Below are 26,596 nucleotides of genomic sequence, written 5' to 3'. Positions count from 1 at the left end.
TCTGGTCAGCACCGTGTTCGCCGGCGCATCGACCTCATCACCTACCGGCTGTACCTCGCCGACGGCAGCCTTCCGGAGCCGGAGGAGCGGGCGCGCCGGCGCGCCTTCCACGACCAGCGGCCCACACCGTTCGAGCCCTGTCTCCCACCAGGTCCGAGACAGCACACAGGCTTTGACAGCACACGGGATCTGCCCCGATCCCCCCACCCTCGCCAGGACCCGGCGCCGCCGCATCCATCGGCCGTGCGGCGCCGGGCCCACCGCCGACGAACAGGGAGGCTGACATGTTCACCCCGCCACGCGAACGCGACACTCCGCCCCAGCCGGTCAGGACCCGCACTGTCGCCTCCTCAGCCCCTGCCGGCTTCGGCCACGACCCCGAGTTCGGCGAGCTGTTCGGCCGACTCTCCGAACAGGCGCTTGTGCACGGTCTGTTGAGCAACCCCAGAGGACAGCTGATCACCCTGACCGGGCCGGCCGGCGTGGGCAAGAGCCACCTGGCGCACACGGCTTTCCACACCTGGCCGCGCCGCCGCGCTGCGGACACCCTGTGGATGGACCTCGCCTCGGCGGATGGCGCCCTCGCTCTCTGGTCCCGTCTCGACGCCCGTACGGCCAAGGAGGCCGCGGAACGGATCGGCGGGGCGGAGGTGCTGCTCGTCCTGGACAACTGCGACCTGGTGGGCGCGGACATCGCCATGGACGTCTCCGCCCTGCTCAGGGCCTGCCCCCGGCTGCGGATTCTGGTCACCAGCCGGATGCCCCTGGACCTCCGCGCCGAACACGTCCTGCCGGTCGATCCGCTGCCCACGGGCCCCGGTTCACCGGCCGAGGACATCTTCATCACCCGCGTGCACCCCTCCTACCGCGCCCGGCTCGCGCAGGAACCGGGCCGACTGGTGGTGGCGGACATCTGCCGGGAGGTCGACGGAGTTCCTCTGGCCGTCGAGATGGCAGCGGAAGCCGTGGGCGCCGAGAGCCCGCACGCCGTACTCGACCGTCTGCGCAGGGGCGAGTACACGCGTCGTCGCCGCAGGCTGCGTGACGCACCCGACCGGCACCGCGGCGGCGACAGCGCCTTGGCCTGGGCGGCCTGCGTACTGAGTGACACCGACCGTCAGCTCCTGGGCCGGATCGCCGTGTTCGAGTCCGCTGTCAGCCTGTCCGCCGTGCGGCACATGGCGCGAGCCGGACACGAGGCGGCGGTGTCGGGTGTCGAATCCCTGGTGCACAAGAGCCTGTTGCTGAGCGGAACCGACCAGGACGGCGAGCCGGAGTTCCGGCTGACGCACATGGCACGCCACCACTACCGCGAGGAGCTGGCGCGCGACGACGCGGCGTTCCAGCAGGCGCTCGACCTCCACGCCGGGCACTGCGCCGTATTCGCCGCGGACATCGCGAAAGAGCTGCGCCGCGGACGGCACCCGAGCCAGTTGCTGTCTGCTGTCGGCTCCCGGCTGCCAGACCTGCGCAAGGCGGCCGGCCATCTGAGCGCACGCGGCGACCACGCCGGAGTCCTGCGCCTGCTGACCTCGCTGGAAGGCCCCTTGCTCGATCACGGTCTGGCTCCGGAGGTCGCCGACGTCATCGAGGAGTCCACCGCCGCCCTGCCGCCCGCGGACCCTGCCGGAACCCTGGCCGCAGAGGCATTGATGTCCGTCGCCCGCTGGGCGCTCGACCGCGACGACCAGCAGCGCGCGCAGGCCGCCCTCGACCGCGCGGCGGCGGCCTGCGCGGACTCTCCCGGCGGACACGCCCGGGTGACTGGTCTGACCGGCGAACTGCTGCGCCGCCGGGGCGAGACGGCCGCCGCGGCCGTCCTGCTCGACTCCGCGATCCCGCAGCTCGACGCCGTGGACGATGTGCGAGCCGGCGCCCTGGCCCGCAGGTCCCTGGCCCTCGTGAGGGCCGCGCACGGCGACCCGGACGCCGAACAGCCCGTCCTTGAGGCCCTGGACGCGCTGTCCCGTACACCCGACGGGGCCGACCCGGCCTGGCGGTCCTCCGAGTCGCCGATCGCGTTGCGCGCGTCCCTGCTGAGCGCACTGGCACGGATCCGGCGGCTGCAGGGCCGGGCCGTCGAGGCGTACGAGACGGTGCGGGCGTCGATGCGGCTGCTACTGAGGACCGGCTCTCCGGCTCAGGCGGCCGAGGCTCTGGAGACGGTGGCCGTTCTCGCCTTCCGGGGCGGGGCCGAGGAGCAGCGGTACGCCGTGGCCAGGGTGCTGGCGTACGCGGCGGCGCTTCGCGGCCGTTACGGCCTGGTGTCCGACGACGACGGCACGCTGCGGGCGCTGACCGACCGGCTCCACGGAAGCGTCGAGGCCCCCACCCTGCGGCAGCTGCGGGCCGACGCCCGGCACGTCTCGGTCCGTGACGCTCTGATCGCCGGCCTGTTCGCGCCGCCACCCGACAAGGAACCGGCCGCGCGGGCCGGTTCGGGGGCACCGCTCGGACTGACTCCTCGTCAGCACGAGGTCGCCCTACTGGTCGCGGAAGGCCTCACCAACCGGCAGGTCGGCCGCCGACTGGGCATCTCGGAATGGACCGTGACCAACCATCTGCGTGTGGTGATGCAGAAGCTGGAGTGCACCTCCCGGGTGCATGTCGCGCGCATTGTGCAGCGGGCCGGCCTGTGAAGGCGGCCGCGACGACCCACATCTGGGTGGGCCGGGCACAGGACTCCTTGCTGGCCGATGACCTGGCCGTCCTGGACGACCGGGAGAAGCACCGCCTTGAGGGGTACGCGGACGACGTGACCCGCGCCAGATACGCGGGGGCCCGTGCCGCGATCCGCCGCACCGTCGCGCGGTGGCACGACGTGGAGCCGTCCTCGGTAACCTGGGCGACCGCGCCCTGCCCGGGCTGCGGAAGCGACCAGCACGGTCCGCCTCGCATCCAACGGCCGGTCACCGACTGGCAGATCAGTGTGTCGCGCTCGGAGCGGTGGTGGATGCTCGCCCTCTCGTACCAGGCGCCGGTCGGGGTGGACATCGAGCTCCGGCGGACCCATGAGGTGTCGGCAGTGGTCCGCCGCTGTCTCAGCCGCGCAGAGCAGGCTCATGTGGCGGCCGCCCGGTCCGGCGGCGGACGCGACGACGCCCTGATGCGCTGCTGGGTGCGGAAAGAGGCGGTGAGCAAGGCCTGGGGGGTCGGTCTTGGCACTGATCTGGCGCGCATAGAGGTGCGTCCCGAGGACGACCACGCGCTGATACGGCGGACGGCCCCCGGCGGCCACAGCCTGTGGGACGTACGTGACGTGGCGGTCACCGGAGCGTGCCTGGCCGCGGTCGCCCGGCCCGCGGCGCACGCGGGTCCGGTCGCCGTGCGGATACCGACGGCCGCGTCCTCATGAACCGCGCCCGCCGCGCCGGTACCCGGCAGCCTGGTTGTGCGCACAACCAGGGTGCCGGGCACGGCGGTTCAGTGTCCGGGAGGGACGCGCCCGGGTCAGAAGACGATCGGGCCGGGGCTCTGCTTCGACACGGCGACGCAGGTGTTCGCGGTGCCGAGGATGTTGAGGCTCAGCGAGGCGTCGCCGGAGCCGGCGGCCGGGATGTAGGAGTCGAGGCTGTCGCCCGCGGCCACCGAACCGGTCAGCGCGCCGATGACGACCGGCCGGCCCGCGGCTGCGGCGTCGTTGGCGGTGCCGCTGAAGGAGACGGTGCCGCCCGCGGCGCGCGCCAGGCGGAGCGTCGCGGTGATCGAGTTCGCCGGGATGTCCACCGGGGCCAGGCCGGCGCTGGTGGAGATCTTGACGGAGCCCACGCCGCTCGCGGCGGAGGCATGGATCGTCAGATCGGTGGTTCCGTAGGAGCCGCAGTCGTACGTCGCCGTGACGGTCTGGACGTCCGCCGTCTGGGACGCGGAGGCCGGAACAACGGTGGCGAGGGAGCCGAGGAACAGGGCGGCGGAAAGGACCGTGACGGGCTTCGTGAGCGGATGCATAGTCAAATCCCCTTGGTAGTACGGGTGATGGTGGTTACGAACCGGGAGCGCTCGCGGCCGCCCGGTTCACCCGGTGGACCTGATGCCGTGGGCGTACGGCCGTGGACCTGGCGCTCAGGCCACCGGAATTCTCGTGGTCGGCGGATGCCAGTCGGCGATCCCGTCGAAGCTGCGCAGCAGCAGGCCGGGGACCACTTTCGACAGCGTTCTGATCGCCGCGTCACGGGCCGCGACGGCGGCGCGCGAACGCAGCGACATCAGCCGCGAAGCGCGTTCGGCACGGCGGATCAGATCAGTGGTACGCGGCCTGCGCTCGCGGTCGTACGCGGCGAGGGCGGACGGCAGATCCCCGCCCGGCACTGCGTGGTGGGCGAGGACCACGCCGTCCTCGATCGCCATGTTGGCGCCCTGGCCGAGGGTGGGCACCATGGCGTGCGCGGCGTCCCCGAGGAGGGCGCTGCGGCCCTGCTGGAAGGCGCCCAGGGGGTCTGCCATGTGGAAGACGTCGTGGCGCAGGATGTCCTCCTCCCCCACCGAGTCGAGGAGGGCGGGGATGGGGTCGTGCCAGTGGCCGAACCGCCGCCGCAGTTCCGCCTTCTCCCCGTCCGGGGAACGGCCGCCTCGCTCCGTCACCGCACAGGCGTAGATGAACACGCTGTCCGCGTCGCGGATCAGGCTGCCCCACACGTGCCCGCCGCCCCATGTCTCGTGCGGGACGAAGTGCGGCCGTGGCATGGGGGCGAGGATGCGCCAGACCGTCCAGCCTCCGTAGGCCGGTGCCGGGTGCGCGGGGAACAGGACGGTGCGGACGGAGGAGTTGATGCCGTCGGCGCCGATGACGAGGTCGGCTTCGTACACCCCCTGCGCGGTGGTGACCCGCGCCCTGCGGTCCCGCGCCCCGGGGTCGGCGAGCAGCGCGGCCTCACCGGTGTGGAGCGTGCCGTGGGACAGCCGCTTGACAATCAGGTCTATGAGGTCGCTGCGCCGCAGGACCACCAGGGGGCCGCCGAACCGGGCGACGACGGACGAGCTGTCCGTACGGGTCAGGGGGCGGCCACGGGGGTCGCGCAGCAGTCCGTCACCGTCCCATGCCGCCAGGTCGCTGACCTCTCCGAGGCCGAGAGCGGCGAGCGCGCGCTGCGCGTTGGGGGCCAGGGTCAGCGCGGCGCCGACCGGGGACAGTGTGGGGGCACGCTCCAGGACAGTGGTGCGCCAGCCACGTCTGTGCAGCCCCAGCGCGGCGGTCAGACCACCGATGCCGGCGCCGATGATGACGGCGCTAGGACGAGACATGAACTCTCCTTGTCACAGGGGCCGGTTGAAGGCTCGTCGCAGATGCCGGTGCGCGACCGTGGGAGCGGCCCTGCGGGCGGGGCGCGCCCACCCGCCGGGCCCGCACGTCACCGGCGGCCACCTCCCGCCCGCCAGTGCACGGCCGCCGCTCCCGCGAAGTCCCCGGCGTGCGCGAAGCCGGCCAGCATGAGCAGGCTGTCGTCCCTGACCCGGCCCTCGCGGATGCCGTGGTCAAGCGTGATCGGGACGGCGGCGCCGAAGAGGTTGCCGAACCGGTCGAAGGTGTCCAGGTGACGGTCCGCTCCGATGGAGAGCCGCTCCTGCCACTGTTTGAGGAACATCCGGTTGGGCTGGTTGGTGATCAGCAGATCCAGGTCGTCGGTCTTGAGGTCCAACTGCTCGCAGACCCTGCCGACCACCTCGGGCACCAAGCGGTTTCCGCGCTCGACAATGTCGGAGACCTTGTCGGGGGTGAAACCGACGTGCATCTGGCTGGCCCCCGGCTCCCAGTACTTGCGGCCGTCGTTCAGCGTGAGCCCGCAGTCCCGGGTGTACTCGCCGTGGTTGGCGACCTCGATGCCGAGGACCGGCGACTCGCCGGACGCCGCCACGTACGCGGCACCGCAGCCGTCGCCCGGGATGACGGCCTCGGGAAGCCCGCGCACATCGGGTTGTGTCATCACGGGACCGGCGCTGTTCTGCACGTTGAACAGCAGCGCGGACGTCGCCTGTCCGGAGCCGATGAGGGCCTTGGCGATCCGGAGCATGTGGATGAACGAGGCGCAGCCCCCGTTGTGGGCGTCCAGGACCCAGTCGGCCTTGACGCCGAGCCGGTGGGCCACTTCGGCGCCGGGTCCTGTGAACGGCACTTCGGGCAGCAGGGAGTTGGTGATCACTACGTCCACGGAGCGCAGGGCCTGCTCGCCGATTCGGTCCCGCAGGGCGAGCCCGGCCTTCTCCATCATGTCCGCGGGCGTCTCGTCTCTGGAAACCTGGTGCCGGTAGTGCGGGGCCCTGAACATCCTGTGCCCCGCCAACTCGGCGTTCTCTCCCTGGTATTGGAGGAAGTAGTCCGTTGGGACCGGTTCTCCGGGCAGATAGGAGGCCAGCTCCAGCAGACTTACGGCTCTCATGCGGTCCCGTTCCCGTAACGGTGCTCCAGGATCTTCTTCAGGTTGTCGATCTCCACCTGGTGACCGGCGTAGAAGAGCGGCCACATGTCGCCGACCCACGGGCGCTCGGGGCTTGAGGCGAGATCGGTGTGGGGATTCTTGTCGTAGTACGGGTGCCGGCAGTTGGTCCAGATGACCACGGAGCCGGGCTTGTTGAGGACGGTCTGCGCCGGGACGATCCGGTGCAGGTAGTTCATCCACAGTTCGACGCCCTGGTCCCAGGCGCACCGCATGTCGACGGTGAGCGCCTCGGGGTCGCCGTCGATCTTCATGAAGATCTTGGTCTCGTTGTCCAGGAGCGTGTCGCGCCCCTGGTAGACGCCCGGAACGTCGGTGGGGGCGAAGTCGCGGGTGCTGTAGGTGTACTCGTTCAGGTTGCGTACGTCGGTGAGGTACTCGTAGACCGCCTGCGGCGGCGCGTCTATGTACTGGTGCACCGTCACGAACTGCCCGTACACCTCGTCGTAGGTGAACGACTCCTTGGTCAGCGTGCCCGCGAGCGCGAGAGCTTCCTCGCGCGGCGTGGTCTCCCAGCGCAGCAGCCCCGGGACGTCCTTGATGCCGGCGGGTACGGGGTCCGGCGCGACGTAGCCGTCGAGGACGGTCGGGTTGGTCAGTGCGGTGGTCATGGTGATGTGACTCCTTGGTTGACAGAGCGGCCCAGGCCCACGGCCATGGCGTGTTGCAGGAAAGGTCTGAACGGTGGCATCTCGGCGGCGTCGACATCGACGCAGACCAGCAAAGGCGCCCCGGTGGACGAGGTGCGGTCGAGGGCTGCTCCCAGCTCCCCCGCGGTGGTGACGGTCACCGCGTCCAGGCCGGGGAACAGGGCGGCGACGCCGTCGCCGATCCGGGCCGGGCGGAAGAGGTTGTAGGAGTAGTCGCCCGAGTAGAACAGCTGCTCGCGGGTAGCGCACATGCCGTGCGCGTTGTTGTTGAGGATCACGAACGTCACGGGCAGCTGATGTTCGACCGCGGTGTGCACCTCCATGCCGTGCATGAAGAACGCCCCGTCCCCGGCGAGCACGACGGTGCGTCTGCCGGTCGCGAACGCCGCGCCGATCCCGGCGCCGAAACTGTGCCCCATGCCCCCCATGCCCAGGGCGGCGATGAACCGCCCGCCCTCGGGCACGGGGACGTGGTGGATGGCGGTGGCGCCGGCGTTGCCCGCGTCGGCGACCACGTTCGCCCCGCCGGGCAGGTGTGCGGCGACGGTGAGTGCGGCGGTGCGCATGTCCAGGGGGGTGGACGGCGCCGGCTCGGCGGGCGGCGCCGGCTCGGCGGCCGCTGCCCGGTCGGGTTCCGGGGCCGCGTGGCCGACCTCCTTGGCCAGCAGGGCAAGTTCGACGCCGACTGGGCCCGTGAGCCGGACCAGTTCCTCGCGCGGCTCCAGGAACGGGTGGCGAGGATCGACGCAGATCACCGGCACGCCTTTGAGGTGGTCGTGCAGCCCGGCCCCCGCCATCTGCGGCAGCCGGGTGCCGGCCAGCACGACGGCCGACGCCTGCTCCAGGACCTCCTGTACATGGCCGCTGCCGATGGCGCCCACCACTCCCAGGTGCAGCGGGCTTCTGCGATCGAAGACGTCCTTGGCGTCAGGGGCGACGGCAACACGCGCGCCCAACGCATCCACGAGCCATGCCAGTTGACGGCGCGCGTCAGCCCTGGCCACCGCTTCACCGGCGACCACCACGACGCCCTGCCGCTCGCATGCCGAGCGCAACAGGTCGACCGCGCGGGCCCGTTCACCGTCGGGGGACAGCGGCGGAGCGTAGGTCCGCGACGCTCTGGGCGGCTCCCAAGGCGCGAGCACGGCCTGCTGGACGTCCTTGGGCAGCAGCAGTACGGCGGGCCCGGGGGTCGCCGCATCCATGGCTGCCGCGAGGGCCGCCGGGAGCAGCCGCGCAATGGATTCCGGCTCGTCGACCCGGGCGCAGTACACGGCGAGTTCGCCGAACAGGCGGACCGCGTCGATCGACCCCGCCAGTCCGCTGGTCTCCTGGAAGGAGCCGTGCCCGTCCAGGGAGGCGGGCGGCTGCCCTATGAGCACCAGAGCCGGCACGTACGAGGCTCTGAGTTCGGCAATCCCCGGGACCAGGTTCATGGCCCCGGCCCCCGAGGTGGCGGCGATCACCGGTACGCGCTGCGAGGCGCGGTGGTATCCGTCCGCCATGGTGACGGCGGAGAACTCGTGCTTGGCGAGTACACCGAGTGGGCCGGATTCCGCGTGATGGATCGCGTCATACAGGTCCTCGATATTCGCGCCGCCGACTCCGAACACGTGGCTGAGTTCCTTATCGCGGAGGAAATCCACGATGAAGTCGACCACTCGAAGTGAATTTCTCATGGCCCGTCCCTTCCGGCGGTGGTTCCGCCATTTCAGGCGGAACCACCGCCCATCGGCAAGCAGCACATACCTGCCAGGGGACGGCCGGGCCGGTATGGCAGGGATCTGCCATACCGGCATGTCATGTGGCGCCCGACGTGGGGCGGTTAACTTCCTCGCACATCGCCCAGCCGAAAGGGATACCCCTCGTGATCACCGTTGACACCGTGTGCACCCTCATAGAGAAGAAGCTCGGCAACAAGGCCGCGGGACTGAGTCTCGACGCCGACACCGTCTTCGACTCGGTGGGCCTTTCCAGCCTGCAGATCGCCGACATCGTCTACACCATCGAGGACGACGCGGAGATCGAGCTCGACCCCAGTCAGGCAGCCGACGTGAAGACCGTCGGCGACCTGGTCAAGCTGGTCGAGGCGGCCCAGTCAGCCGAAGCCGCGGCGTGAGCACCGCCACCTACCAGGGCGCCACGGCCGAGGCGATCAAGCACCACTACGACGTCTCGAACGACTTCTACGGCCTGTGGCTCGACAAGTCCCTCACCTACACCTGTGCCCTGTGGGACGAGCCCTCCGTGGCGGAGGAGCTCGAAGCCGCGCAGATACGCAAGCTGGACCACCTCATCGAGGGGGCCGGGGCGGCCGGGGCCCGGCGGGTCCTGGACGTGGGCTGCGGCTGGGGCAGCGTCCTCAAGCGGCTGACCGGGGTCCACGGCGTGGAGCACGCCGTGGGCCTCACCCTCAGCGACAGCCAGGCCGAACTGGTGCGGGCCGCCGAACTGCCGCGTACCGAGATCCGCGTGGAGAACTGGCTGCACCACGAGCCGGCCGAGGGCTACGACGCGATCATCTCGATCGGCGCGTTCGAGCACTTCGCCAGGACCGGCCTGTCCCGGGCCGAACGGATCGCCTCCTACCGGGAGTTCTTCGAGCGCTGCCGCTCCTGGCTGCCCCTGCGCGGCCGTATCGCCCTGCAGACCAACATCAAGGGCAACAACAATGTGATGGACAAGGCCACCGTTCGTGAGCTCATGTTCATCATGGAGACGATCTTCCCCGAGTCCGAGATTCCGGCACTCTCCGAGGTCGTCGAATCCAGCGAGAAGCTCTTCGATGTCGTCTCTCTGCGCAATGACCCCGATCACTACGCCCGTACGTGCGCGGAATGGCTGCGCAGGCTTCAGGAGAACCGTGAATCGGCCGTACGCATTTCCGGTGAGGAGCACGTCGCCAATTACGAGAACTATCTGGGTGCCTGCGTCCGACATTTCACCGACCGGCACCTGGGCCTGGTGAGAATAGTTCTTGAGAAGGTGCGCTGAGTGAGTACACGAAAGCACATCGTCTACTGGCACGAGACCGAATGCGTCACCCCCGAACCACCGCTGCGCGGCCACGTGGACTGCGACGTGGCCATCGTCGGCGGCGGATACACGGGACTCTGGGCCGCCCACTTCCTTCAGGAGGCCGAGCCCGCGCTCGATATCCGCGTCGTCGAGGCCAAGCACTCCGGTTACGGGGCCTCGGGCCGCGCGGACGGCTTCGTCACGCCGACCATCGGCAAGGACATCCAGGCCCTGGTCCAGCAGTTCGGCACCCGCCGCACCCTGGAGGCGTCCCAGGCGGTGGGCCGTTCCATCCTGGAGATCGGCCGCTTCGCGCGCCGCAACAAGATCGACGCGGAGTACGAGGCGAACGACTACCTGATGGTCGCCACCAGCCAGGCCCAGCTGAAGCGGCTGCGCGAGGACCGGGAACTGGCCACCAGGATCGCCGGCCGGGAGCAGCCCGAGATCCTCTCGGCAGCACAGGGCCAGGAGCTGATCGGCTCACCCGCCATCCTGGGCGCCATGCGCACCGGCGGCGCGCTGGTCAATCCCTTCAAACTGGCCCGAGGAGTGGCCCGCGTCGTCAAGGAACGCGGGGTGACCGTCTACGAGAACACCCCGGTGCTGCGCGTCGAGCCCGGGGTGCGGCCCGCCGTCGTCACTCCCGGCGGCCGGATCACCGCGGACAAGGTGATCATCGCCGCCAACGCGCACCAGTTCACCTTCGAGCCGTTCCGCAACAAGACGGTGCCGATCTGGAGTTACGCGATGGTGAGCGAACCGCTCACCGACGAACAGCTCGGCCGCATCGCCTGGGCGGGAAGGGAAGGCCTGGTCGAGGCCAAGACCTTCCTGACGTGCGCCCGGTTCACCGCGGACAACCGGCTGATGTGGGCCGGCGGCCCCGCCCAGTACTTCTTCGGGAGGGACATGCGCCGGCGTCGCATGAACGACCAGCGGACCTACCGGGAGCTGCACAAGGAGTTCGAAAGGTTCTTCCCGATGTGGCACGACGTGCGGTTCACCTACACCTACGGCGGCACGGTCGACGTCACCCGGGACTACGCCCCGCACTTCGGGTCGCTGCCGGGCGGCAACGTCTTCTACGGCTACGGCTTCAACGGCAACGGCATCGCCGCCACGCACACCGGCGGCAAGGTGCTACGTGACCTCGTCCTCGGCAAGGACTCCGAGTACGCGCGGCTGCTGTACGTCGACGACGAGCACCGCAAGCAGCGCGCCTTCCCGCCCGAACCCCTGCTGTACATCGGCGCGCAGGCCACCACACGCCTGATGGAGTGGAAGGAGTCCCGCGTATGACGCGCACAGGCGGCCGACGCCGCACCGTCCTGCTGACCGGCGCCTCCGGAGTGGTCGGCCAGGCCGTGCTCGCCGAGGCACCGGGCCATCCGGTGCGTGTCATCTCCATGGCCAGGCCGGGCGGCACCGCCGTCCCCGACACCGCCGGGCAGGTCGTCGGCGCCGACCTCGCCGAGCCGCGCTTCGGCCTCGACGACGAGAGCTACCGCGCACTGGCGAGCGACGTCGACACCGTCATCCACTCCGCCGGGCTGACCGAGTGGGGGCTGCCCGACGAGCGCTACGAGCCGGTCAACGTCGATGGCACACGCCGCGTGATCGAGTTCGCCGAACTCTCCGGCGCCACGGTTCACTTCATGAGCACCGCCTTCGTGGCGGCGCTGTTCGCCAACGCCCCGTACCGGCTCAGCGACACCAACGTCACCACCAACTATGTACGCTCCAAGCTGCGTTCCGAGCAGCTCCTGCGCGACAGTGGGGTGCCGCACACGGTGTTCCGGCCGACCAACCTGATCGGCGACTCCCTCACCGGGTGGACCTCACGCGGGCAGATCGTGCAGCTCATGTCCGACTGGATCTGCCGTGGCCGGGCGCCCTTCGTCCCCGTTCACGAAGGCAACCGGATCGACATCGTGCCGCAGGACCTGCTGGCCAAGGCGGTGCTCAAGGCTGTCGAACTCGGCGACGACAGCGGCGCGTTCTGGGTGACGTACGGCGACGAAGCCATGGACATGGAGAGCACCATCGCGGTGTGCGCCAAGCACGCCGCGAACCTGGGCCGGCCACTGCCGCCGCTCCCGGTCATCGACCCGGACGGCCTCGACCCCGAGGAACTGCGCAGGCTGCCGCCGCTGGCGCGCTCCTACCTGTCCGTCCTGCGCGACGTCAGCGAAGTGACCCGGTGCAGTGGCGGTGTCCTGCCCACGTCCATGCCCGAGCTGCGCGAGCGCTACGGCATCCCGTACGTCCAGGACTCCGACGCCTACCTGCGGACGCTTGAGTACGCCTCCGACAACCTCGGCCAAAGAGCCGGAAAGGACGCAGCGTGAACGAGGAGTGGAAGCCCCCGCGGCTGGACGGAACCGTCGCGGTGGTCACCGGAGCCAGCCGGGGCGTGGGCCGCGGCATCGCGCTCGCCCTGGGCAGCGCGGGCGCCACGGTCTACGTCACCGGGCGCAGCACCCGCGCCGGTGACCGTACCGAGGGCCTGCCCGGCACGGTCGACGAGACGGCCGAAGAGGTCACGGCCCGCGGCGGCACCGGTATCGCGGTGCGCTGCGACCACCGGTCCCAGAGCGACAACCAGGCCCTGGCCGACCGGATCCGGACCGGCCACGGCAGGCTCGACCTGTTGGTCAACAACGCCTGGGCGGGCTACGAGCGTTCCGCCGACGTGCGGTTCGACGCCCCGTTCTGGGAACAGCCCATGTGGCGCTACGAACTGTGCGAGGGCTCGCTGCGCGCCCAGTACGACATCACGCGGCTGCTCACGCCTTTGATGATCCCGCAGAAGAAGGGCCTCATCGTCGGGATCGGTTTCACCGACGGCGACACCTACCTCGGCCAGGCCGCGTACGACGTCTTCAAGTCCGCCAACGACCGGCTCAGCAAGGCGTTCGCCGCCGACCTGCGCAAGCGCAAGGTCGCCGCGGTCTCCCTCCACCCGGGCTTCGTACGCACCGAGCGGGTCGAGGCGGCCTGGGAAGCCCTGGGCGAGGGCCCGGCCGCGGTCGTGCACACCCCCGAGTACGTGGGGCGGGCGATCGCCCACCTCGCCAGTGACCCCGGAGTACTTGAGCGCTCCGGGCAGGTCCTGTCCACCGGTGATCTGGCCGACGAATACGGCTTCAGCGACATCGACGGCAGGCGGCTGCCGGCCTTCCGGCTCGAGGGACGGATGAGTCTCGCCACCCGCATGGACCGGCTGAACCGGGTCGTAGCGCAGGCGACGGCCACCTGAGCCCCACACACACCACTTCCACGGCACAGCACAGCGAACAGGAGAAGGCAGGCATGGACAGGGGAACAAGCCAATCCACCGCGCCAGAAGCGAGCGGCACGGCGTCCAAGGTGGCGGCACTGGCCCTCGCGGTGACGTGCGGCGCGCAGTTCATGGTCATCGTCGACGACACGGTGGTCTCGATGGCGCTGCCGACCATCCGGACCGCGCTCCACTTCGACCGGGCCTCGCTGGCCTGGGTCGTCGACGCCTACATGCTGCTGTTCGGCGGCTTCCTGGTGCTCGGCGGGCGGTGCGCGGACCTCTTCGGCAGGCGACGGACCTTCCTCACCGGACTCGGGATCTTCACGGCGGCCTCCCTCGTCTGCGGTCTGGCCGACTCGTCCCAGCTTCTGATCGTGGCGCGCGGCGCCCAGGGGCTCGGGGCGGCCCTGCTCAGTCCGGCCGCCCTGTCCATCCTGATCACCGTCTTCAAGGAGCCGAAGGAACGGCGTAAAGCCCTGGGCATCTGGGGCGGACTCACCGGGATCTCCGGGGTCTCCGGAGTGCTGCTCGGCGGTGTGATCACCGATTTCATCAGCTGGCGCTGGGTGTTCTTCATCAACATCCCGGTCGGTGCCCTGCTGTTCGTGCTCGCGCTGCGCCCCTCGCTGGCCGACCGCGAGGAGCGCGCGGGTAAGCGGCCCTCGTTGGACAGCACCGGGGCCGTGCTGATCACCGCGGCACTGCTGCTGCTCGTCTACACGGTCATCAGCACCAGCCACCGGCCCTGGGGTTCCTTCACCACGCTGGCCGGTCTCGCGGGGTCCGTCGTTCTCCTGGTGGCCTTCGTCATCAGGGAGCAGCGCGCCGAGGAACCGCTGATCAGCCTGGGCATCTTCGCCAACCGGCAGCTCACCACGGCCAACGCGATGATGCTGCTCGCCGCCTCCGGCCTGTACGGGATCTTCTTCTTCCTGACCCAGTACATGCAGAACCTCCAGGGGTGGTCCCCGCTGCGGGCCGGTCTGTCCTGGGCGCCGTTCGGCGTCACCATGGCCGCCTTCTCCGGGATCGCGATCCAGCTGCTGCCCAAGCTGGGCAGCCGCGTGCTGTGTCTGGTCGGGCTCGGCTCGGCCACCCTCGGCATGGGCCTGCTGCTCGGCTCGCCGGTCAAGGCGTCGTACGTCTCCGACATCCTGCCCACCCTGCTGCTGTGCGCGGCAGGTTACGGCCTGGCGATGGTGCCGCTGGTGGTGGCGGCCGTCAGCGGCGTGGCGAAGTCCGAGTCCGGCGCGGCCTCGGGTGTCTTGAACACCGGTCAGCAGATCGGCGGCGCCGCCGGCCTCGCGGTCCTGGCCACGCTGGCGAGCAGCCGCCTCGACGACGAACTGGCGGCGGGCACCGCCCTGCCCGACTCGCTCCTGGAGAGCTTCCACTCCGCCTTCCTCCTCGGCACCGTGCTCAGCGGATGTGCCGCGGTGCTCTCGCTGGCGCTGCCCACGCTGCGTACCGAGTTCGACCCCGAAACAACCTCAGGCGTGTGACAAGAGAGCTCAAGAGAAAGAGGCACACGTACATGGATGGCAAGGAACACCGCTGGTACATGCTCGCGGCGTCGCTGGTGCCGCTGGTCGCTCTCGTGGGCGCCATGGTCCTGGCGTGGAACCACATCTTCGGCTGGACCGACGTACTGGTCACCCTGATCATGTACGTGATCTCGGGGATAGGCATATCCACCGGCTACCACCGGATGCTGACCCATCGCTCCTTCGAGACGTACAAACCGATCCGCGTGGCCCTGGCCACGGCGGGCGTCATCGCGGGCCAGGGCCCGCCGATCATCTGGGCGGCGCACCACCGCAAGCACCACCGCGTCGCCGACAAGGAAGGCGACCCGCACAGCCCGCACCTCGGCTTCGAGCCGGGCTTCAAGGGCGCGCTCGCCGGCATCTGGCACGCCCACCTGGGCTGGCTCTTCGACGAGGACCTCAGCTCCGACCCGATCCGCTACTGCCCCGACCTGGTCCGCGAGAAGTCGCTGCGCCGGCTCAGCGAGAACTTCGTGCTCGTCGTCGCCGCCGGTGTCGTGCTGCCGGGCCTGATGGCCTTCGCCATCACGGGCGGCTCGGTCCAGGCCCTGCTGACCGGCATCCTGTGGGGCGGTCTCGTCCGGATCTTCCTGATCAACCACATGACGTACGCGGTGAATTCGATCGGCCACTACTTCGGCCGGCGCCGCTTCACCACCACCGACCACTCGCGCAACGTCGCCTGGCTGGCGCTGCCGTCCTTCGGTGAGGCGTGGCACAACAACCACCACGCCTTCCCGCGGTCCGCCCGGCACGGCATGAAGTGGTACGAGGTCGACCTGTCCGCGATCTTCATCTGGAGCCTGGAGAAGACCCGCCTCGCCTGGAAGGTCATCCGCATCGACCCCGAGCGGATGACGATGCGCGAGGCAGGCGTCAGCCGCGTCAGCGGCGGCCTGCTCAGTCAGCACGAACTCCTGGTCAGCCAGCAGAAGATCGCACCCATGGCGGACCGCTCGCGCGGCGACGACGCCATCTCTCTCGTGGACGTGGAGTAGCGATGACAGCCACCGGAACGGGACTCTGGGACCTCTTGCTGAGGAAGGAGTCGCAGGGCGTCCTGCACCACTGGGACGAGGACGCGTTCGGGCACGTCCCCTGGCGCGAGGTCGTCGCGGACGCGCACGGCATGGCGGCGACGCTCCGCTCGGCCGGGGTGCGCCCCGGCACGCGCGTGGCGACCGTCCTGACCAACTCCGCCGACACCCTGCGCGGACTACTCGCGGTCTGGCTCGCGGGCGGCGCCGTCGCCTCCTTCCCGCTGCCCGCCCGCGGGCAGACGCCGCAGGAGTACGGCAAGCAGCTGAGCCTCCTCACCGAGCGGCTCGACCCTGCGATGCTCCTGGTGGAGGAGCGCCTCGAACCGATGGTCCCCGTCAAGCTCGCAGCCCAGCTCCCGGTCCTCAACTGGTCGAAGCTGTACAGCGACCGGCGCATCGAGCCCTCGCCGCCCGGCCCCGACGACACCGCTTTCATCCAGTACTCGTCCGGCAGCACCAGCCTGCCCAAGGGATGCCGGCTCAGCACCCGGGCCATCGGCACCCATCTGCACATGCTGCGCGAGATGACGACGGGCGGGCACCCGGGCGACGAGACCATCGCCTCCTGGCTGCCGCTCTCCCACGACATGGGCATCTTCGGCACGATGCTGCACGCCTGGGCCTTCGACTACGACTTCGTCCTGTCGTCGCCCGAGCGGTTCGGCATGGCGCCGCGCACTTGGTTCCGGGACATGTCCGAGTTCGGCGCGACGATGACCGCAGGCACCAACACTGCTCTGCACCTCGTCACCCGGGCCCAGGGCCGGACCGCTCTGCCCAAGCCCCTCAAGCTGAACGTCTGCGTGATCGGTGCCGAACGGGTCGACGCGGAGACGCTCGACGCCACCGTCGCGGCCTTCGCCTCCTCCGGGCTGTCCGCGACCGCCTTCATGCCCGCGTACGGCATGGCCGAGGCGACCCTCGCGGTCTCCAGCACCCCGCTCGGCGCGGTCCCGGTGACCCGCAGCTTCGACCGCGTGGCCCTGCTCGACAACCGGATCGTCGAGGTTCCCCACCACGCCCCGCATGCCACGCGGCTGGTCTCCAACGGCCCCCCGCTGCCCGGGGTGACCGTGCGGACGGCCCAGCCGGGCCGCGTCTCCCAACTGCTGGTCTCCTCGCCGAGCTTGGCCTCCGGCTACCACGGCGACCCGGAGCGCACCGCCGAGAAGTTCCACGACGGCGTACTGCACACCGGCGACCTGGGGTTCGTCCACGACGGGGAGGTCTACTTCGTGGGCCGGGCGGACGATCTGATCTCGGTGGGGGGCCGCAACGTCCACACCGGTGAGATCGAGTCGGCGATCGAGGCGCTCGGGCCGGTCCGCAAGGGCTGCTCGGCGCTGGTCGATGTGGCGGACTCCGGTGCTCCCCGGCTCGTCCTGTTCATGGAACCCAAGCGCAGGAGCTCCGACTTCCCGCTGATCGCCGACCAGGCCGCCGCCGTGGCCCGGGAGAAGTCGGGCATCACGCTCGCCGAGTGCGTCTTCGTGGAGCGCGGCCATCTGCCCCGTACGCCCAGCGGAAAGATCCAGAGGTTCCGCTGCCGGACGCTGCTGGCCCAGGACACCACCCAGCTGAATACCATCGCCCGCGTCCCGCTCGGCTGACGCCCGCCACAGAGAGGTACGACCATGTCCCAAGGCCAGGTCCTGCCATCGGACTTCTTCGCCGATACGGAGATCTCCGGGCGGGAGGAATATCTCCGGCTGCATCTCAACGAGAACCCGTACGGCCCACCGCCCGGCACCGTCGAAGCGGTACGCGAAGAGAGCGCGCGGTATCTCAACCGCTACCCGGACAGCGAGTGCCGGGACCTTCGCGAGGGCTTGGCCACGCATTTCGGTGTGCCGCCCGAGATGATCGCGGTCGGCAACGGAACCGACGAACTGGTGCTGGTCACCTCGATGACGTTCCTGCGTGAGCCCGGCACCTCCGTCGTCACCACCAGCACCACCTTCCCCGGCTATGTGATGTCCGCCGCGTCCGTGGGAGCCACCGTGGCCACCGTCCCGCTGAGCGGGGCGGCGATCCCCGCCGACGAGGTCACCGACGCGATCGGGCGCGGCGCCACGCTGGCCTTCGTCTGCAACCCGCTCAACCCCACCGGAGCGGTGCTCGATGGCGCGGAGGTCACGAAGCTGATCGATGCCGCGGAACGCGCTGGCACCGTCCTGGTCTTCGACGAGGCGTACATGGACTTCGCGGGCCGCGCCCACGAGATCGCACTGGACGCCGTGCGTGCGGGCCGCCGCGTCCTGGTGATGCGCACCTTCTCCAAGGCATGGGGGCTCGCCTCGGTGCGCATGGGGGTCGCCATCGGCCCGGCGGATCTCATCGCCAAGGTCGGCGCCACCGCCGGCGCCCTTCCGTTCAACGTCAACCGGCAGGCGCAGCGGGCCGTGCTGCGCGCCCTCGAACAGCCCGCGTACATCGAGCGGGTACGCGCTGAGAACGCCCGGGCCAGGGAGCTGCTGTGCAAGTCCCTCGACGCCCTCGGCATCGAATACGCGCCGTCCGTCACGAACTTCGTCATGGCAAAGGTGCCGGGAGACAGCGTCCGCTTCACGGCCCGGCTCGCGTCGGAGCATCACATCTTCGTACGCAATCTCGACGCCCTGGGGCTGCCCGGACACCTGCGCATCTCGGTCGGGACCGAGGCCGAGGTGGAGCGCCTCGCCACCGCGCTCACGGCACTGCTCCAGCACCACTGAACTGCCTGGCGGCACGGCAAGAGGGAACAAGGGAGAAGGAGCACCGGTCATGGGCCACTACAGGTCGAATCTGCGGGATCTGGAGTTCAACCTCTTCGAAGTTCTGGGCTGCGAGCAGACGTACGGCCGGAATGCCTTCGCGCAGACGGACGAGGACACCGCGCGCGGCATTCTGGCCGAGGTGGAGCGCCTTGCCGTGCACGTACTGGCGGACTCCTGCGACGATTCGGACCGCACCCCGCCGGTGTACGACCCGGTGAACCGGTCGGTCACGCTCCCCGACTCCTTCAAGCAGGCGTACTGCACCTGGATGGAGTCGGGCTGGCATCTGCTCGGTCTGCCCCCGTCCCTCGGGGGTGCCGGTACCCCGCCCTCGCTGCACTGGGCTGTCGCCGAACTGGCCCTCGGCGCCAATCCCTCGCTCTACCTCTACCAAGGCCTCGCGGGCTTCGCGAAGGTCCTGCAGCGCCTCGGCACAGATCGGCAGCGGCAGCTGGCCCGCGTCATGGTGGAGCGGCAGTGGGGCGCCACCATGGTGCTCACCGAGGCGGAGGCGGGCAGCGACGTAGGAGCGTGCCGGACCAGGGCCGTACGGCAGGAGGACGGCACCTGGCACATCGAGGGTGTCAAGCGGTTCATCACGTCCGGGGAGCACGATCTCGCCGAGAACATCGTCCACTTCGTTCTGGCGCGTCCTGAGGGACACGGGCCCGGCACCAAGGGTCTCTCGCTCTTTCTGGTGCCAAAGTTCCAGGTGGCCGACTTCACCACCGGTCGGCTCGGGTCCCGTAACGGCGTATTCGCCACCGCTCTTGAGGAAAAGATGGGCCTGAAGGCCTCCGCCACGTGCGAGCTCACCTTCGGTGCCGAGCAGCCCGCCGTCGGCCTGCTGCTCGGCGAGGACCATGACGGCATTCGGCAGATGTTCCACATCATCGAAGAGGCCCGGATGATCGTCGGGACCAAGTCCGCGGCCGCCCTGTCCACCGGACACCTCAACGCCGCCGCCTACGCGCAGGTGCGGATCCAGGGCGCGGACCTCACGGCCTTCGGAGACAAGTCCGCGCCCAAGGTCGCCATCAACCGCCACCCCGACGTGCGGCGTTCCCTGCTGCTGCAGAAGGGATACGCGGAAGGGCTGCGCGCACTGGTCCTGTTCGCCGCCACCGTGCAGGACCGGATCGCTCAGGCCGAGGCCGCGGGCGTCCGGGACGAGGAGGCCAAGGCGCTCAACGACCTGCTGCTGCCGATCGTCAAGGGGTACAGCTCCGAACGCGCCTGCGACCAGCTCAACCATGCGCTGCAGGTCTTCGGTGGCGCGGGCTATACGAAAGACCTGCCGTTGGAGCGATACATTCGAGACACAAAAATCGACACGCTGTACGAGGGCACCACGGCCATCCAGGGCCTTGACCTCTTCTTCCGGAAGATTGTCCGGAGCGAGGGAAGCACCTTCTCCGCGCTTCTCGCCGAGGTCGAGAAGGCCGCACTCGGCTATACCGGCGGACAACTCACCGAGGAACACGCACTATTGGCCGATGCCGTGACGCAACTACGGCTGATGGCAAAGACGATGATCGCCCACGTGCTGGTGTCTCCCGGGAATCCGCGGGCGCTGTACGAGGTGGGGCGCAACACGACGAGGCTACTCATGGCGGCGGGCGACGTCCTGCTCGGCTGGCTCCTGCTGAAGCAGGCCAGGGTTGCCGAGCAGAAGCCGGCGGCTCATCGGCGGAACGGAAATGGCGCGATCGACGCTCAGCAGGCCTTCTATGCGGGCAAGATCGCTACAGCAAGGTTTTTCGCTCAGGAGGTGCTTCCGTTGCTGACCGCACAACGCTCCATCGCAGAACGCACGGACACCGTCCTGATGAGCATGCCTGACGAGTCCTGGTGATTCCCGCACCGCCGACCACTGAATCCCGATCTTCAAGGAGCCCTCATGAACAGGCCATTCGACTCCCTGCCCGGCGGGCATCAGACCATGCTCCTGGCCCATCGCGCCATGGTGCGCGACCTGGGCCGTATCGCCCTCACCGCCGAGCAGTTGTCCACGGCGCCCGACGACGCGCGCGCCGGCGCGCTCAAGGAGTACGTGGACAAGCTCTTCCAGCTGATCGAGCACCACCACGAGGGCGAGGACGAATTCCTGTGGCCCCGGCTGCGTGACCTCGGCGCGAACAACGAGGCGTTGACCCTGATGACCAACGAGCACGAGGAACTGTCGAAGGTGCTCCATACCTGGCACGAGGTGAGCAAACGCCTCGGCACGGACGCCGGAGCCGCCGCCGAGCTGGCCGCCCGCACGGCGGAGGTACGCGACCACCTCGCCACGCACGCCGGGGACGAGGAGCGGGAGCTGCTGGAACGACTCGCGCCGGCTCTCAACGCCAAGCTCTGGAAAGGCTTCACCGTCCATATGCGCAAGACCGCTCCCGGATGGACGCTGCGCTTCATGCCGGCCTGGTTGTCGTCCGTGGCAGGACCGGACGAGCGGACGGGGGTGCCCGCGGCGCCGGTAGCGAGACTGTTCCGCGGCTGGCTGGAGAAGACACAGCGGGCGGCCTTCGGAGAGAACTACTGACAGAACCAGGCGAGTAGTGCCGGTGTGGCCCTGTGATCCGCTGGGCCACACGGACGCCCTCAGGGCGACCGTGATCTCTCGTTCCTCAATCATCCCGAGCTCGCCCGGCAGTTACTCGGAGATCGCTCGGAAATCGCTCGGTCCACTCAGCACGGCACGACGAGCCGGCCGATAAGACTCAGGGGGCAGCAGACATGAAGCCAGTACAGCTCATCACGTCGCAGGGGGCACGGTTCGCGCGCATCATGGGCGTAGGCGCCTATCGGCCCCACCGGATCGTCGACAATGACGAGGCGTGCCGGTTCATCGATTCGTCGGACGAATGGATTCGCGCGAGGACGGGGATCGTGACGCGGCGCTGGGCCGGCCCCGGTGAGACTCTCGCGGTGATGGCCGAGGATGCCTCGGCCAAGGCGGTCGCGGCGGCGGGAATCACCCCGAAGGACGTTTCCTGCGTCATCGCCGCCACCTTCACCCATCTCAAGCAGACGCCCGCGGTCGCCACGCAGATCGCGCACCGTATCGGCGCCACACGTGCGGCAGCCTTCGATCTGTCGGCCGGGTGCGCGGGATTCGTGCACGGTGTCGTTCTCGCCTCGGACGCCGTCCGCGCCCGCGGCGGTCATGTCCTGGTCGTCGGCGTGGAGCGCATGACCGACCTGCTGAACCTCAAGGACCGGTCAACCGCCTTCATCTTCGGGGACGGTGCGGGTGCGGTGGTGATCGGGCCGTCCTCGGTTCCGGGCATCGGCCCCGCGGTCTGGGGAGCGGACGGCTCCCAGGCGGACGCGATCGAGCAGACCGCCGCGTGGAACGTACTCAAGGACACCCCGGACCACGAGTTTCCTTGGATGCGTCAGGAAGGGCAGCGAGTCTTCCGGTGGGCCGTCTACGAAATGTCCAAGGCCGCCCAGAAGGCACTGGACGCGGCGGGGATCACGCCGTCGGACCTCGACGTGTTCCTTCCCCATCAGGCGAACGTCCGCATCATCGACGCGATGGCGAAACGCATCGGCCTCCCCGAGAGCGTCACCGTGGCCAAGGACATCGTCACCGCGGGCAACACGTCGGGCGCGTCCATTCCGCTCGCCATGGACGCCCTCCGCGCCTCGGGGCAGTCCCAGCCGGGGCAATCGGCACTGCTCCTCGGCTACGGGGCGGGTCTCTCCTACGCTGCGGTCGTCGCCAACTTGCCGTGACGCCGTCCGCGCGGCCTGTAGGACCTTGTTGCCGGATTCGGCGCGGAGCCGACCTGCGGCGCCAGGTCCGAAATGGTGGTCCGGGCGGGGTTCACGACGTATGGCTGGACACCGACGACCCCCTACCGGACGCGGCACCCCTGACCTGCTCCGCGGGAAATCCGTGGGGCTGCACCGGATGCGGCACCGGATCGGCGCGGTCGAGGTGGGCGAGGACGCGTTGGTCGTACGGACCCGGGGCCCCGGCGGGCGGTGCGGGCGATACTGTGCGGACACCCCGGGAGACGATACGAGGAGCCCGCACCATGTTCACCGTCGTACCGGCCGGCGCGCCCCGATGAGGGGGCGCGCGAAGCCCCCGTCGGCGCCGCTGCCGCAGCGGGACGGGATCGATCCGGTGCGGCTGCGGCTCCCGGAGGATCCGGACGGGCGGTGGGCGACGGTCCGCGATCATCTGCTGGCGCGGTTCGCCGGGGCGATCGGGGCGGCGCGGGTGGACGCCATGTTCGCCGAGGGCCGGTTCGTCTCCGTAGCGGGCCCGGTCTCCGCCGACGAGCCGTACGCGGCGGGCCGGTACATCTGGTTCCACCGGGATTTCGCGCCGGAGGAACCGGTGCCGTTCCCGGTCGGTGTCGTCCACCGCGACGAGCACCTCGTCGTCGCCGACAAGCCGCACTTTCTCGCGACGACACCGCGCGGCCGGCACGTCACCGAGACGGCCGTGGCCCGGCTGCGCCGCGAGCTGGACCTGCCCGGACTGCAGCCCGCGCACCGGCTGGACCGGCTGACCGCGGGCCTCGTCCTGTTCGTCGTGCGGCCCGAGGAGCGGGGCGCGTACCAGACGCTGTTCCGGGACCGTCTGGTGCGCAAGGAGTACGAGGCGGTGGCACCGTACGATCCCGGCCCGGCCTTTCCGCGGACCGTACGCAGTCGCATCGTGAAGGAGCGCGGGGTCATCGCCGCCCGCGAGGAGCCGGGCGAGCCGAACAGTGAGAGCCGGATCGAGCTCCTGGAACACCGGGCGGGGCTCGGCCGGTACCGGCTGCTGCCCGCCACCGGGCGCACCCATCAGCTGCGGGTCCACATGAACAGCCTGGGGCTGCCGCTCGTCCACGACCCGGTCTACCCGGTGGTCCGGCCGGAGGGTGCGGCCGACGACTGGTCGTACCCGCTCCAACTCCTCGCCCGGGTACTGGAGTTCACCGATCCGGTCACGGGCGGGCCGCGCCGCTTCGAGAGCGGGCTGCGGCTCGCCGCGTGGCCGGACCGGTGAGCGGCCGCGGTCGTCAGTGACCGCGGGCGATCCATTCGTCCAGGTGCGGGGCCTCCGCGCCGATGGTCGTGGAGTCACCGTGTCCGGTGCGGACGGTGGTCTCCGGCGCCAGGGCGAGCAGCCGGTCCCTGATCGACGCGACGATCGTCGGGAAGTGGGAGAAGGACCGTCCGGTGGCGCCGGGTCCGCCCTGGAAGAGCGTGTCGCCCGTGAAGACGGTGGACAGCTCGGGGGCGTACAGACAGACGGCGCCGGGGGCATGCCCGGGGGTGTGCAGGACCTGGAGCGTCGTCCCGGCGATCTCCAGCTCCTGGCCGTCGGCCAGTTCGCCGTCCGGGGCGCGGTCCGGGTGGGTCTGCTTCCACAGCGGCAGGTCGTCGGGGTGGAGCAGGATCGGCGCACCGGTGGTGGCGGCGAGGGCCGGGGCCGCGTCGATGTGGTCGTTGTGCGCGTGCGTGCAGACGATGGCGCGCAGCGTACGGCCGTTCAGCGCGGCCTCGATGGCGGCGGCGTCATGGGCGGCGTCGATGACGATCGCCTCGGTGTCGTCGCCGACGATCCAGACATTGTTGTCGACGTCCCACTCCCCGCCGTCGAGGGCGAAGGTGCCGGAGGTGACGAGGTGGTCGATGCGGACGGCCATCAGAGGACCACCACCGAGCGCAGCACGTCGCCTTCATGCATCCGGGCGAAGGCCTGCTCGATGTCACCGAGTCCGATGGTCTCGGTGACGAACGCGCCGAGGTCGATCCGGCCCTGCTGGTGCAGGTCGATGAGCATCGGGAAGTCGCGCGAGGGCAGGCAGTCGCCGTACCAGGAGGACTTGAGCGAGCCGCCGCGGCCGAAGACGTCGATGAGCGGCAGCTCCAGCCGCATCTCCGGGGTGGGGACGCCGACCAGGACGACGGTGCCCGCGAGGTCGCGGGCGTAGAAGGCCTGCTGGTACGTCTCCGGGCGGCCGACCGCCTCGATGACGACGTCCGCGCCGTTGCCGTCGGTCAGGGAGCGGATCGCCTCGACCGGGTCGGCGGAGCGGGAGTTGACGGTGTGCGTGGCGCCCATCGTCTTCGCCGTCTCCAGCTTGCGGTCGTCGATGTCCACGGCGATGATCTTCGCCGCGCCGGCCAGCCGGGCGCCCGCGATCGCCGCGTCGCCGACGCCGCCGCAGCCGATCACGGCGACCGAGTCGCCGCGGCCGACCTGTCCGGTGTTGATGGCGGCGCCGATGCCCGCCATCACGCCGCAGCCGAGGAGCCCCGCGACGGCCGGTGAGACCTCGGGGTCGACCTTGGTGCACTGGCCCGCGGCGACCAGGGTCTTCTCGGCGAACGCGCCGATGCCGAGCGCCGGCGACAGCTCCGTGCCGTCGAGCAGTGTCATCTTCTGCTTCGCGTTGTGGGTGTTGAAGCAGTACCAGGGGCGTCCGCGCAGACACGCACGGCACTGTCCGCACACGGCACGCCAGTTGAGGATGACGAAGTCGCCGGGCGCGACGTCTGTGACGCCCTCGCCGACGGACTCCACCACGCCCGAGGCCTCATGGCCGAGCAGGAACGGGAACTCGTCGTTGATGCCGCCCTGCTTGTAGTGCAGATCGGTGTGACAGACGCCGCACGCCTGGATCTTCACCACGGCCTCGCCGGGGCCCGGGTCCGGGATGACGATCGTCTCGACCCGTACCGGCTCGTTCTTCCCCGGTGCGATGACCCCTTGCACCTGCTGCGACATACCCTGGTCTCCCTGTTTCCGTCATGTGGTGAAGATCGAACACGAACAACCGTACGCCCCACGAGGGTGTCACGGCGGCCCGCCGCGTTGGCGGGAAACGGCTGCCGTCCACCCGGTGGAATGCACCGGATTCGGTCGGATGGGGCGAACTGCTGAACTGCACCGGCTCCCAGGGTGTCCTTTGATACAGAGGGACCACGGAACCGATACCTGCGGGGCAGGGGTTCCATGGCCCACCGGCAGAGGCCGGTGGGCTCGCCGCGGTCGTCGCGTCCGATGCGTCCGTCGGCCGGGTCTGATGCCGGCGAGCGTCAGGACGGGGGTGCCGACCCGGGCCTTCCGGCTTTCAACACGCACGGGTCGCAACGTGGCCTCAGGGCGCGAGCACGTCCAGTTCGTGCAGGGCGCCCACCGCGATCTCCTTCGTCAGCCGTTCCGCCGCCGCCGCGTCGCCTTCGCGCACCGCTTCGGCGAGCCGGACGTGGAGGGTGACCGCGGCCGGGTCCGGGTCCTCGAACATGACCTGGTGATGGGTGCGGCCCGCCAGGACCTCGGCGACGACATCGCCGAGCCGCGCGAACATCTCGTTGCCGGAGGCGTTGAGCACGATCCGGTGGAACGCGATGTCGTGCTCCAGATAGCCCTCCAGCTGCTGGCCGCGCGAGGTGGCGACCATGCCGAGCGCGCACTCGGTGAGGGCCGAGCACTGCTCCGGGGTGGCGTTGCGGGCGGCGAGGCCTGCCGCGACCGGTTCGATCGCCGAGCGCAGCACGGTCAGGGAGCGCAGCTGGCGCGGGCGGTCGGCGCCGGCCAGCCGCCATCGGATGACCTGCGGATCGTAGACGTTCCACGCCTCGGTCGGCTGTACGGTCACGCCGACGCGGCGGCGGGACTCGACCAGGTGCATGGATTCGAGGACGCGGATCACTTCGCGTACGACCGTGCGCGAGACGTCGAAGCGCTGAGCCAGCTCGTCGGTACGCAGTACCTGTCCGGGCCGGTGCTCCCCCGCGGCGATCTCCAGACCCAGGGTGTCCAGCACATGTGTATGCAGCCCAGGGCCCTGTGTGGTCATGGGCACAGCCTACGGGGCTCACTTCAGGAACAAAAAGTACGACGTTTACGT

At 70.0% G+C, this 26,596-nt stretch carries 23 protein-coding genes; 15 read left to right on the top strand and 8 right to left on the bottom strand.

Going from position 1 to position 26,596, the window contains the following annotated elements:
* The first annotated feature begins 284 nt into the window (after positions 1-284).
* Complete coding sequence (locus tag ACFVV1_RS14370; protein WP_389989376.1) at positions 285-2,639, top strand: LuxR C-terminal-related transcriptional regulator; 2,355 nt, start codon at positions 285-287, stop codon at positions 2,637-2,639.
* Positions 2,640-2,665: 26 nt separating this feature from the next.
* Positions 2,666-3,355: a 4'-phosphopantetheinyl transferase family protein gene (locus tag ACFVV1_RS14365; RefSeq protein ID WP_389989374.1), complete on the top strand. Its 690-nt coding sequence runs from the start codon at positions 2,666-2,668 to the stop codon at positions 3,353-3,355.
* Between the two features lie 95 nt (positions 3,356-3,450).
* Here ACFVV1_RS14365 and ACFVV1_RS14360 read toward each other — a convergent pair whose 3' ends face one another.
* The 5 genes from ACFVV1_RS14360 to ACFVV1_RS14340 all read right to left on the bottom strand — a co-directional run bounded on the left by ACFVV1_RS14360 (position 3,451) and on the right by ACFVV1_RS14340 (position 8,760).
* Positions 3,451-3,948, bottom strand: coding sequence for a hypothetical protein (locus tag ACFVV1_RS14360; RefSeq protein WP_389989372.1), 498 nt, complete (start codon positions 3,946-3,948; stop codon positions 3,451-3,453).
* A 114-nt stretch (positions 3,949-4,062) separates the two neighbouring features.
* On the bottom strand, positions 4,063-5,241 hold the full coding sequence (locus tag ACFVV1_RS14355; protein ID WP_389989370.1) for an FAD-dependent monooxygenase: 1,179 nt from the start codon (positions 5,239-5,241) through the stop codon (positions 4,063-4,065).
* A gap of 107 nt (positions 5,242-5,348) precedes the next feature.
* The gene (locus ACFVV1_RS14350) at positions 5,349-6,374 is read right to left on the bottom strand and encodes a 3-oxoacyl-ACP synthase III family protein (RefSeq protein ID WP_389989368.1); all 1,026 of its coding nucleotides are present in this window, start codon (positions 6,372-6,374) and stop codon (positions 5,349-5,351) included.
* Positions 6,371-7,042, bottom strand: a complete 672-nt coding sequence (locus tag ACFVV1_RS14345; protein ID WP_389989366.1) for an SRPBCC family protein — start codon at positions 7,040-7,042, stop codon at positions 6,371-6,373. The genes ACFVV1_RS14350 and ACFVV1_RS14345 overlap by 4 nt, the downstream gene beginning before the upstream one ends.
* Entirely contained in the window at positions 7,039-8,760 is a 1,722-nt protein-coding gene (locus tag ACFVV1_RS14340; protein WP_389989364.1) for a thiamine pyrophosphate-binding protein, read from the bottom strand. Before ACFVV1_RS14340 ends, ACFVV1_RS14345 begins: the two co-directional genes overlap by 4 nt.
* A gap of 188 nt (positions 8,761-8,948) precedes the next feature.
* Between ACFVV1_RS14340 and ACFVV1_RS14335 the strand changes: the two genes are divergently transcribed.
* From ACFVV1_RS14335 to ACFVV1_RS14275, 13 genes are all read left to right on the top strand, one after another.
* Positions 8,949-9,200 (top strand): acyl carrier protein, encoded by a 252-nt coding sequence (locus ACFVV1_RS14335; RefSeq protein WP_389989362.1) that lies wholly within the window; start codon positions 8,949-8,951, stop codon positions 9,198-9,200.
* A complete protein-coding gene (locus tag ACFVV1_RS14330) occupies positions 9,197-10,075 on the top strand; it encodes a class I SAM-dependent methyltransferase (protein WP_389989360.1) in 879 nt (292 codons plus the stop codon). Before ACFVV1_RS14335 ends, ACFVV1_RS14330 begins: the two co-directional genes overlap by 4 nt.
* Entirely contained in the window at positions 10,076-11,401 is a 1,326-nt protein-coding gene (locus ACFVV1_RS14325; protein ID WP_389989358.1) for an NAD(P)/FAD-dependent oxidoreductase, read from the top strand.
* On the top strand, positions 11,398-12,450 hold the full coding sequence (locus ACFVV1_RS14320; protein WP_389989356.1) for an SDR family oxidoreductase: 1,053 nt from the start codon (positions 11,398-11,400) through the stop codon (positions 12,448-12,450). The genes ACFVV1_RS14325 and ACFVV1_RS14320 overlap by 4 nt, the downstream gene beginning before the upstream one ends.
* Positions 12,447-13,361 (top strand): SDR family NAD(P)-dependent oxidoreductase, encoded by a 915-nt coding sequence (locus ACFVV1_RS14315; protein ID WP_389989354.1) that lies wholly within the window; start codon positions 12,447-12,449, stop codon positions 13,359-13,361. The genes ACFVV1_RS14320 and ACFVV1_RS14315 overlap by 4 nt, the downstream gene beginning before the upstream one ends.
* Positions 13,362-13,414: 53 nt before the next feature.
* Positions 13,415-14,887, top strand: coding sequence for an MFS transporter (locus ACFVV1_RS14310; RefSeq protein WP_389989352.1), 1,473 nt, complete (start codon positions 13,415-13,417; stop codon positions 14,885-14,887).
* A 32-nt stretch (positions 14,888-14,919) separates the two neighbouring features.
* The gene (locus tag ACFVV1_RS14305; RefSeq protein ID WP_389989350.1) at positions 14,920-15,930 is read left to right on the top strand and encodes an acyl-CoA desaturase; all 1,011 of its coding nucleotides are present in this window, start codon (positions 14,920-14,922) and stop codon (positions 15,928-15,930) included.
* Positions 15,931-15,932: 2 nt separating this feature from the next.
* Positions 15,933-17,582, top strand: coding sequence for an AMP-binding protein (locus tag ACFVV1_RS14300; protein ID WP_389989348.1), 1,650 nt, complete (start codon positions 15,933-15,935; stop codon positions 17,580-17,582).
* A gap of 24 nt (positions 17,583-17,606) precedes the next feature.
* Positions 17,607-18,686, top strand: coding sequence for a pyridoxal phosphate-dependent aminotransferase (locus ACFVV1_RS14295; protein ID WP_389989346.1), 1,080 nt, complete (start codon positions 17,607-17,609; stop codon positions 18,684-18,686).
* 49 nt (positions 18,687-18,735) lie between these two features.
* Positions 18,736-20,583, top strand: a complete 1,848-nt coding sequence (locus ACFVV1_RS14290) for an acyl-CoA dehydrogenase (protein WP_389989344.1) — start codon at positions 18,736-18,738, stop codon at positions 20,581-20,583.
* Between the two features lie 45 nt (positions 20,584-20,628).
* A complete protein-coding gene (locus ACFVV1_RS14285) occupies positions 20,629-21,270 on the top strand; it encodes a hemerythrin domain-containing protein (RefSeq protein ID WP_389989342.1) in 642 nt (213 codons plus the stop codon).
* Positions 21,271-21,464: 194 nt separating this feature from the next.
* Positions 21,465-22,469 (top strand): beta-ketoacyl-ACP synthase III, encoded by a 1,005-nt coding sequence (locus tag ACFVV1_RS14280; RefSeq protein ID WP_389989340.1) that lies wholly within the window; start codon positions 21,465-21,467, stop codon positions 22,467-22,469.
* A gap of 337 nt (positions 22,470-22,806) precedes the next feature.
* The gene (locus ACFVV1_RS14275) at positions 22,807-23,742 is read left to right on the top strand and encodes a pseudouridine synthase (RefSeq protein ID WP_389989338.1); all 936 of its coding nucleotides are present in this window, start codon (positions 22,807-22,809) and stop codon (positions 23,740-23,742) included.
* A gap of 13 nt (positions 23,743-23,755) precedes the next feature.
* Here ACFVV1_RS14275 and ACFVV1_RS14270 read toward each other — a convergent pair whose 3' ends face one another.
* From ACFVV1_RS14270 to ACFVV1_RS14260, 3 genes are all read right to left on the bottom strand, one after another.
* A complete protein-coding gene (locus ACFVV1_RS14270) occupies positions 23,756-24,385 on the bottom strand; it encodes an MBL fold metallo-hydrolase (RefSeq protein WP_389989336.1) in 630 nt (209 codons plus the stop codon).
* Positions 24,385-25,470 (bottom strand): S-(hydroxymethyl)mycothiol dehydrogenase, encoded by a 1,086-nt coding sequence (locus ACFVV1_RS14265; RefSeq protein WP_389989334.1) that lies wholly within the window; start codon positions 25,468-25,470, stop codon positions 24,385-24,387. Before ACFVV1_RS14265 ends, ACFVV1_RS14270 begins: the two co-directional genes overlap by 1 nt.
* 373 nt (positions 25,471-25,843) lie before the next feature.
* Positions 25,844-26,545: a FadR/GntR family transcriptional regulator gene (locus ACFVV1_RS14260; protein ID WP_389989332.1), complete on the bottom strand. Its 702-nt coding sequence runs from the start codon at positions 26,543-26,545 to the stop codon at positions 25,844-25,846.
* Positions 26,546-26,596 lie beyond the last annotated feature (51 nt).

It is taken from the genome of Streptomyces sp. NPDC058092 (genome assembly GCF_042884935.1).
Lineage (GTDB): Bacteria > Actinomycetota > Actinomycetes > Streptomycetales > Streptomycetaceae > Streptomyces.
The sequence above is the reverse complement of the archived record's forward strand: the minus strand, read 5'-3'. Positions and strand labels throughout refer to the sequence as shown.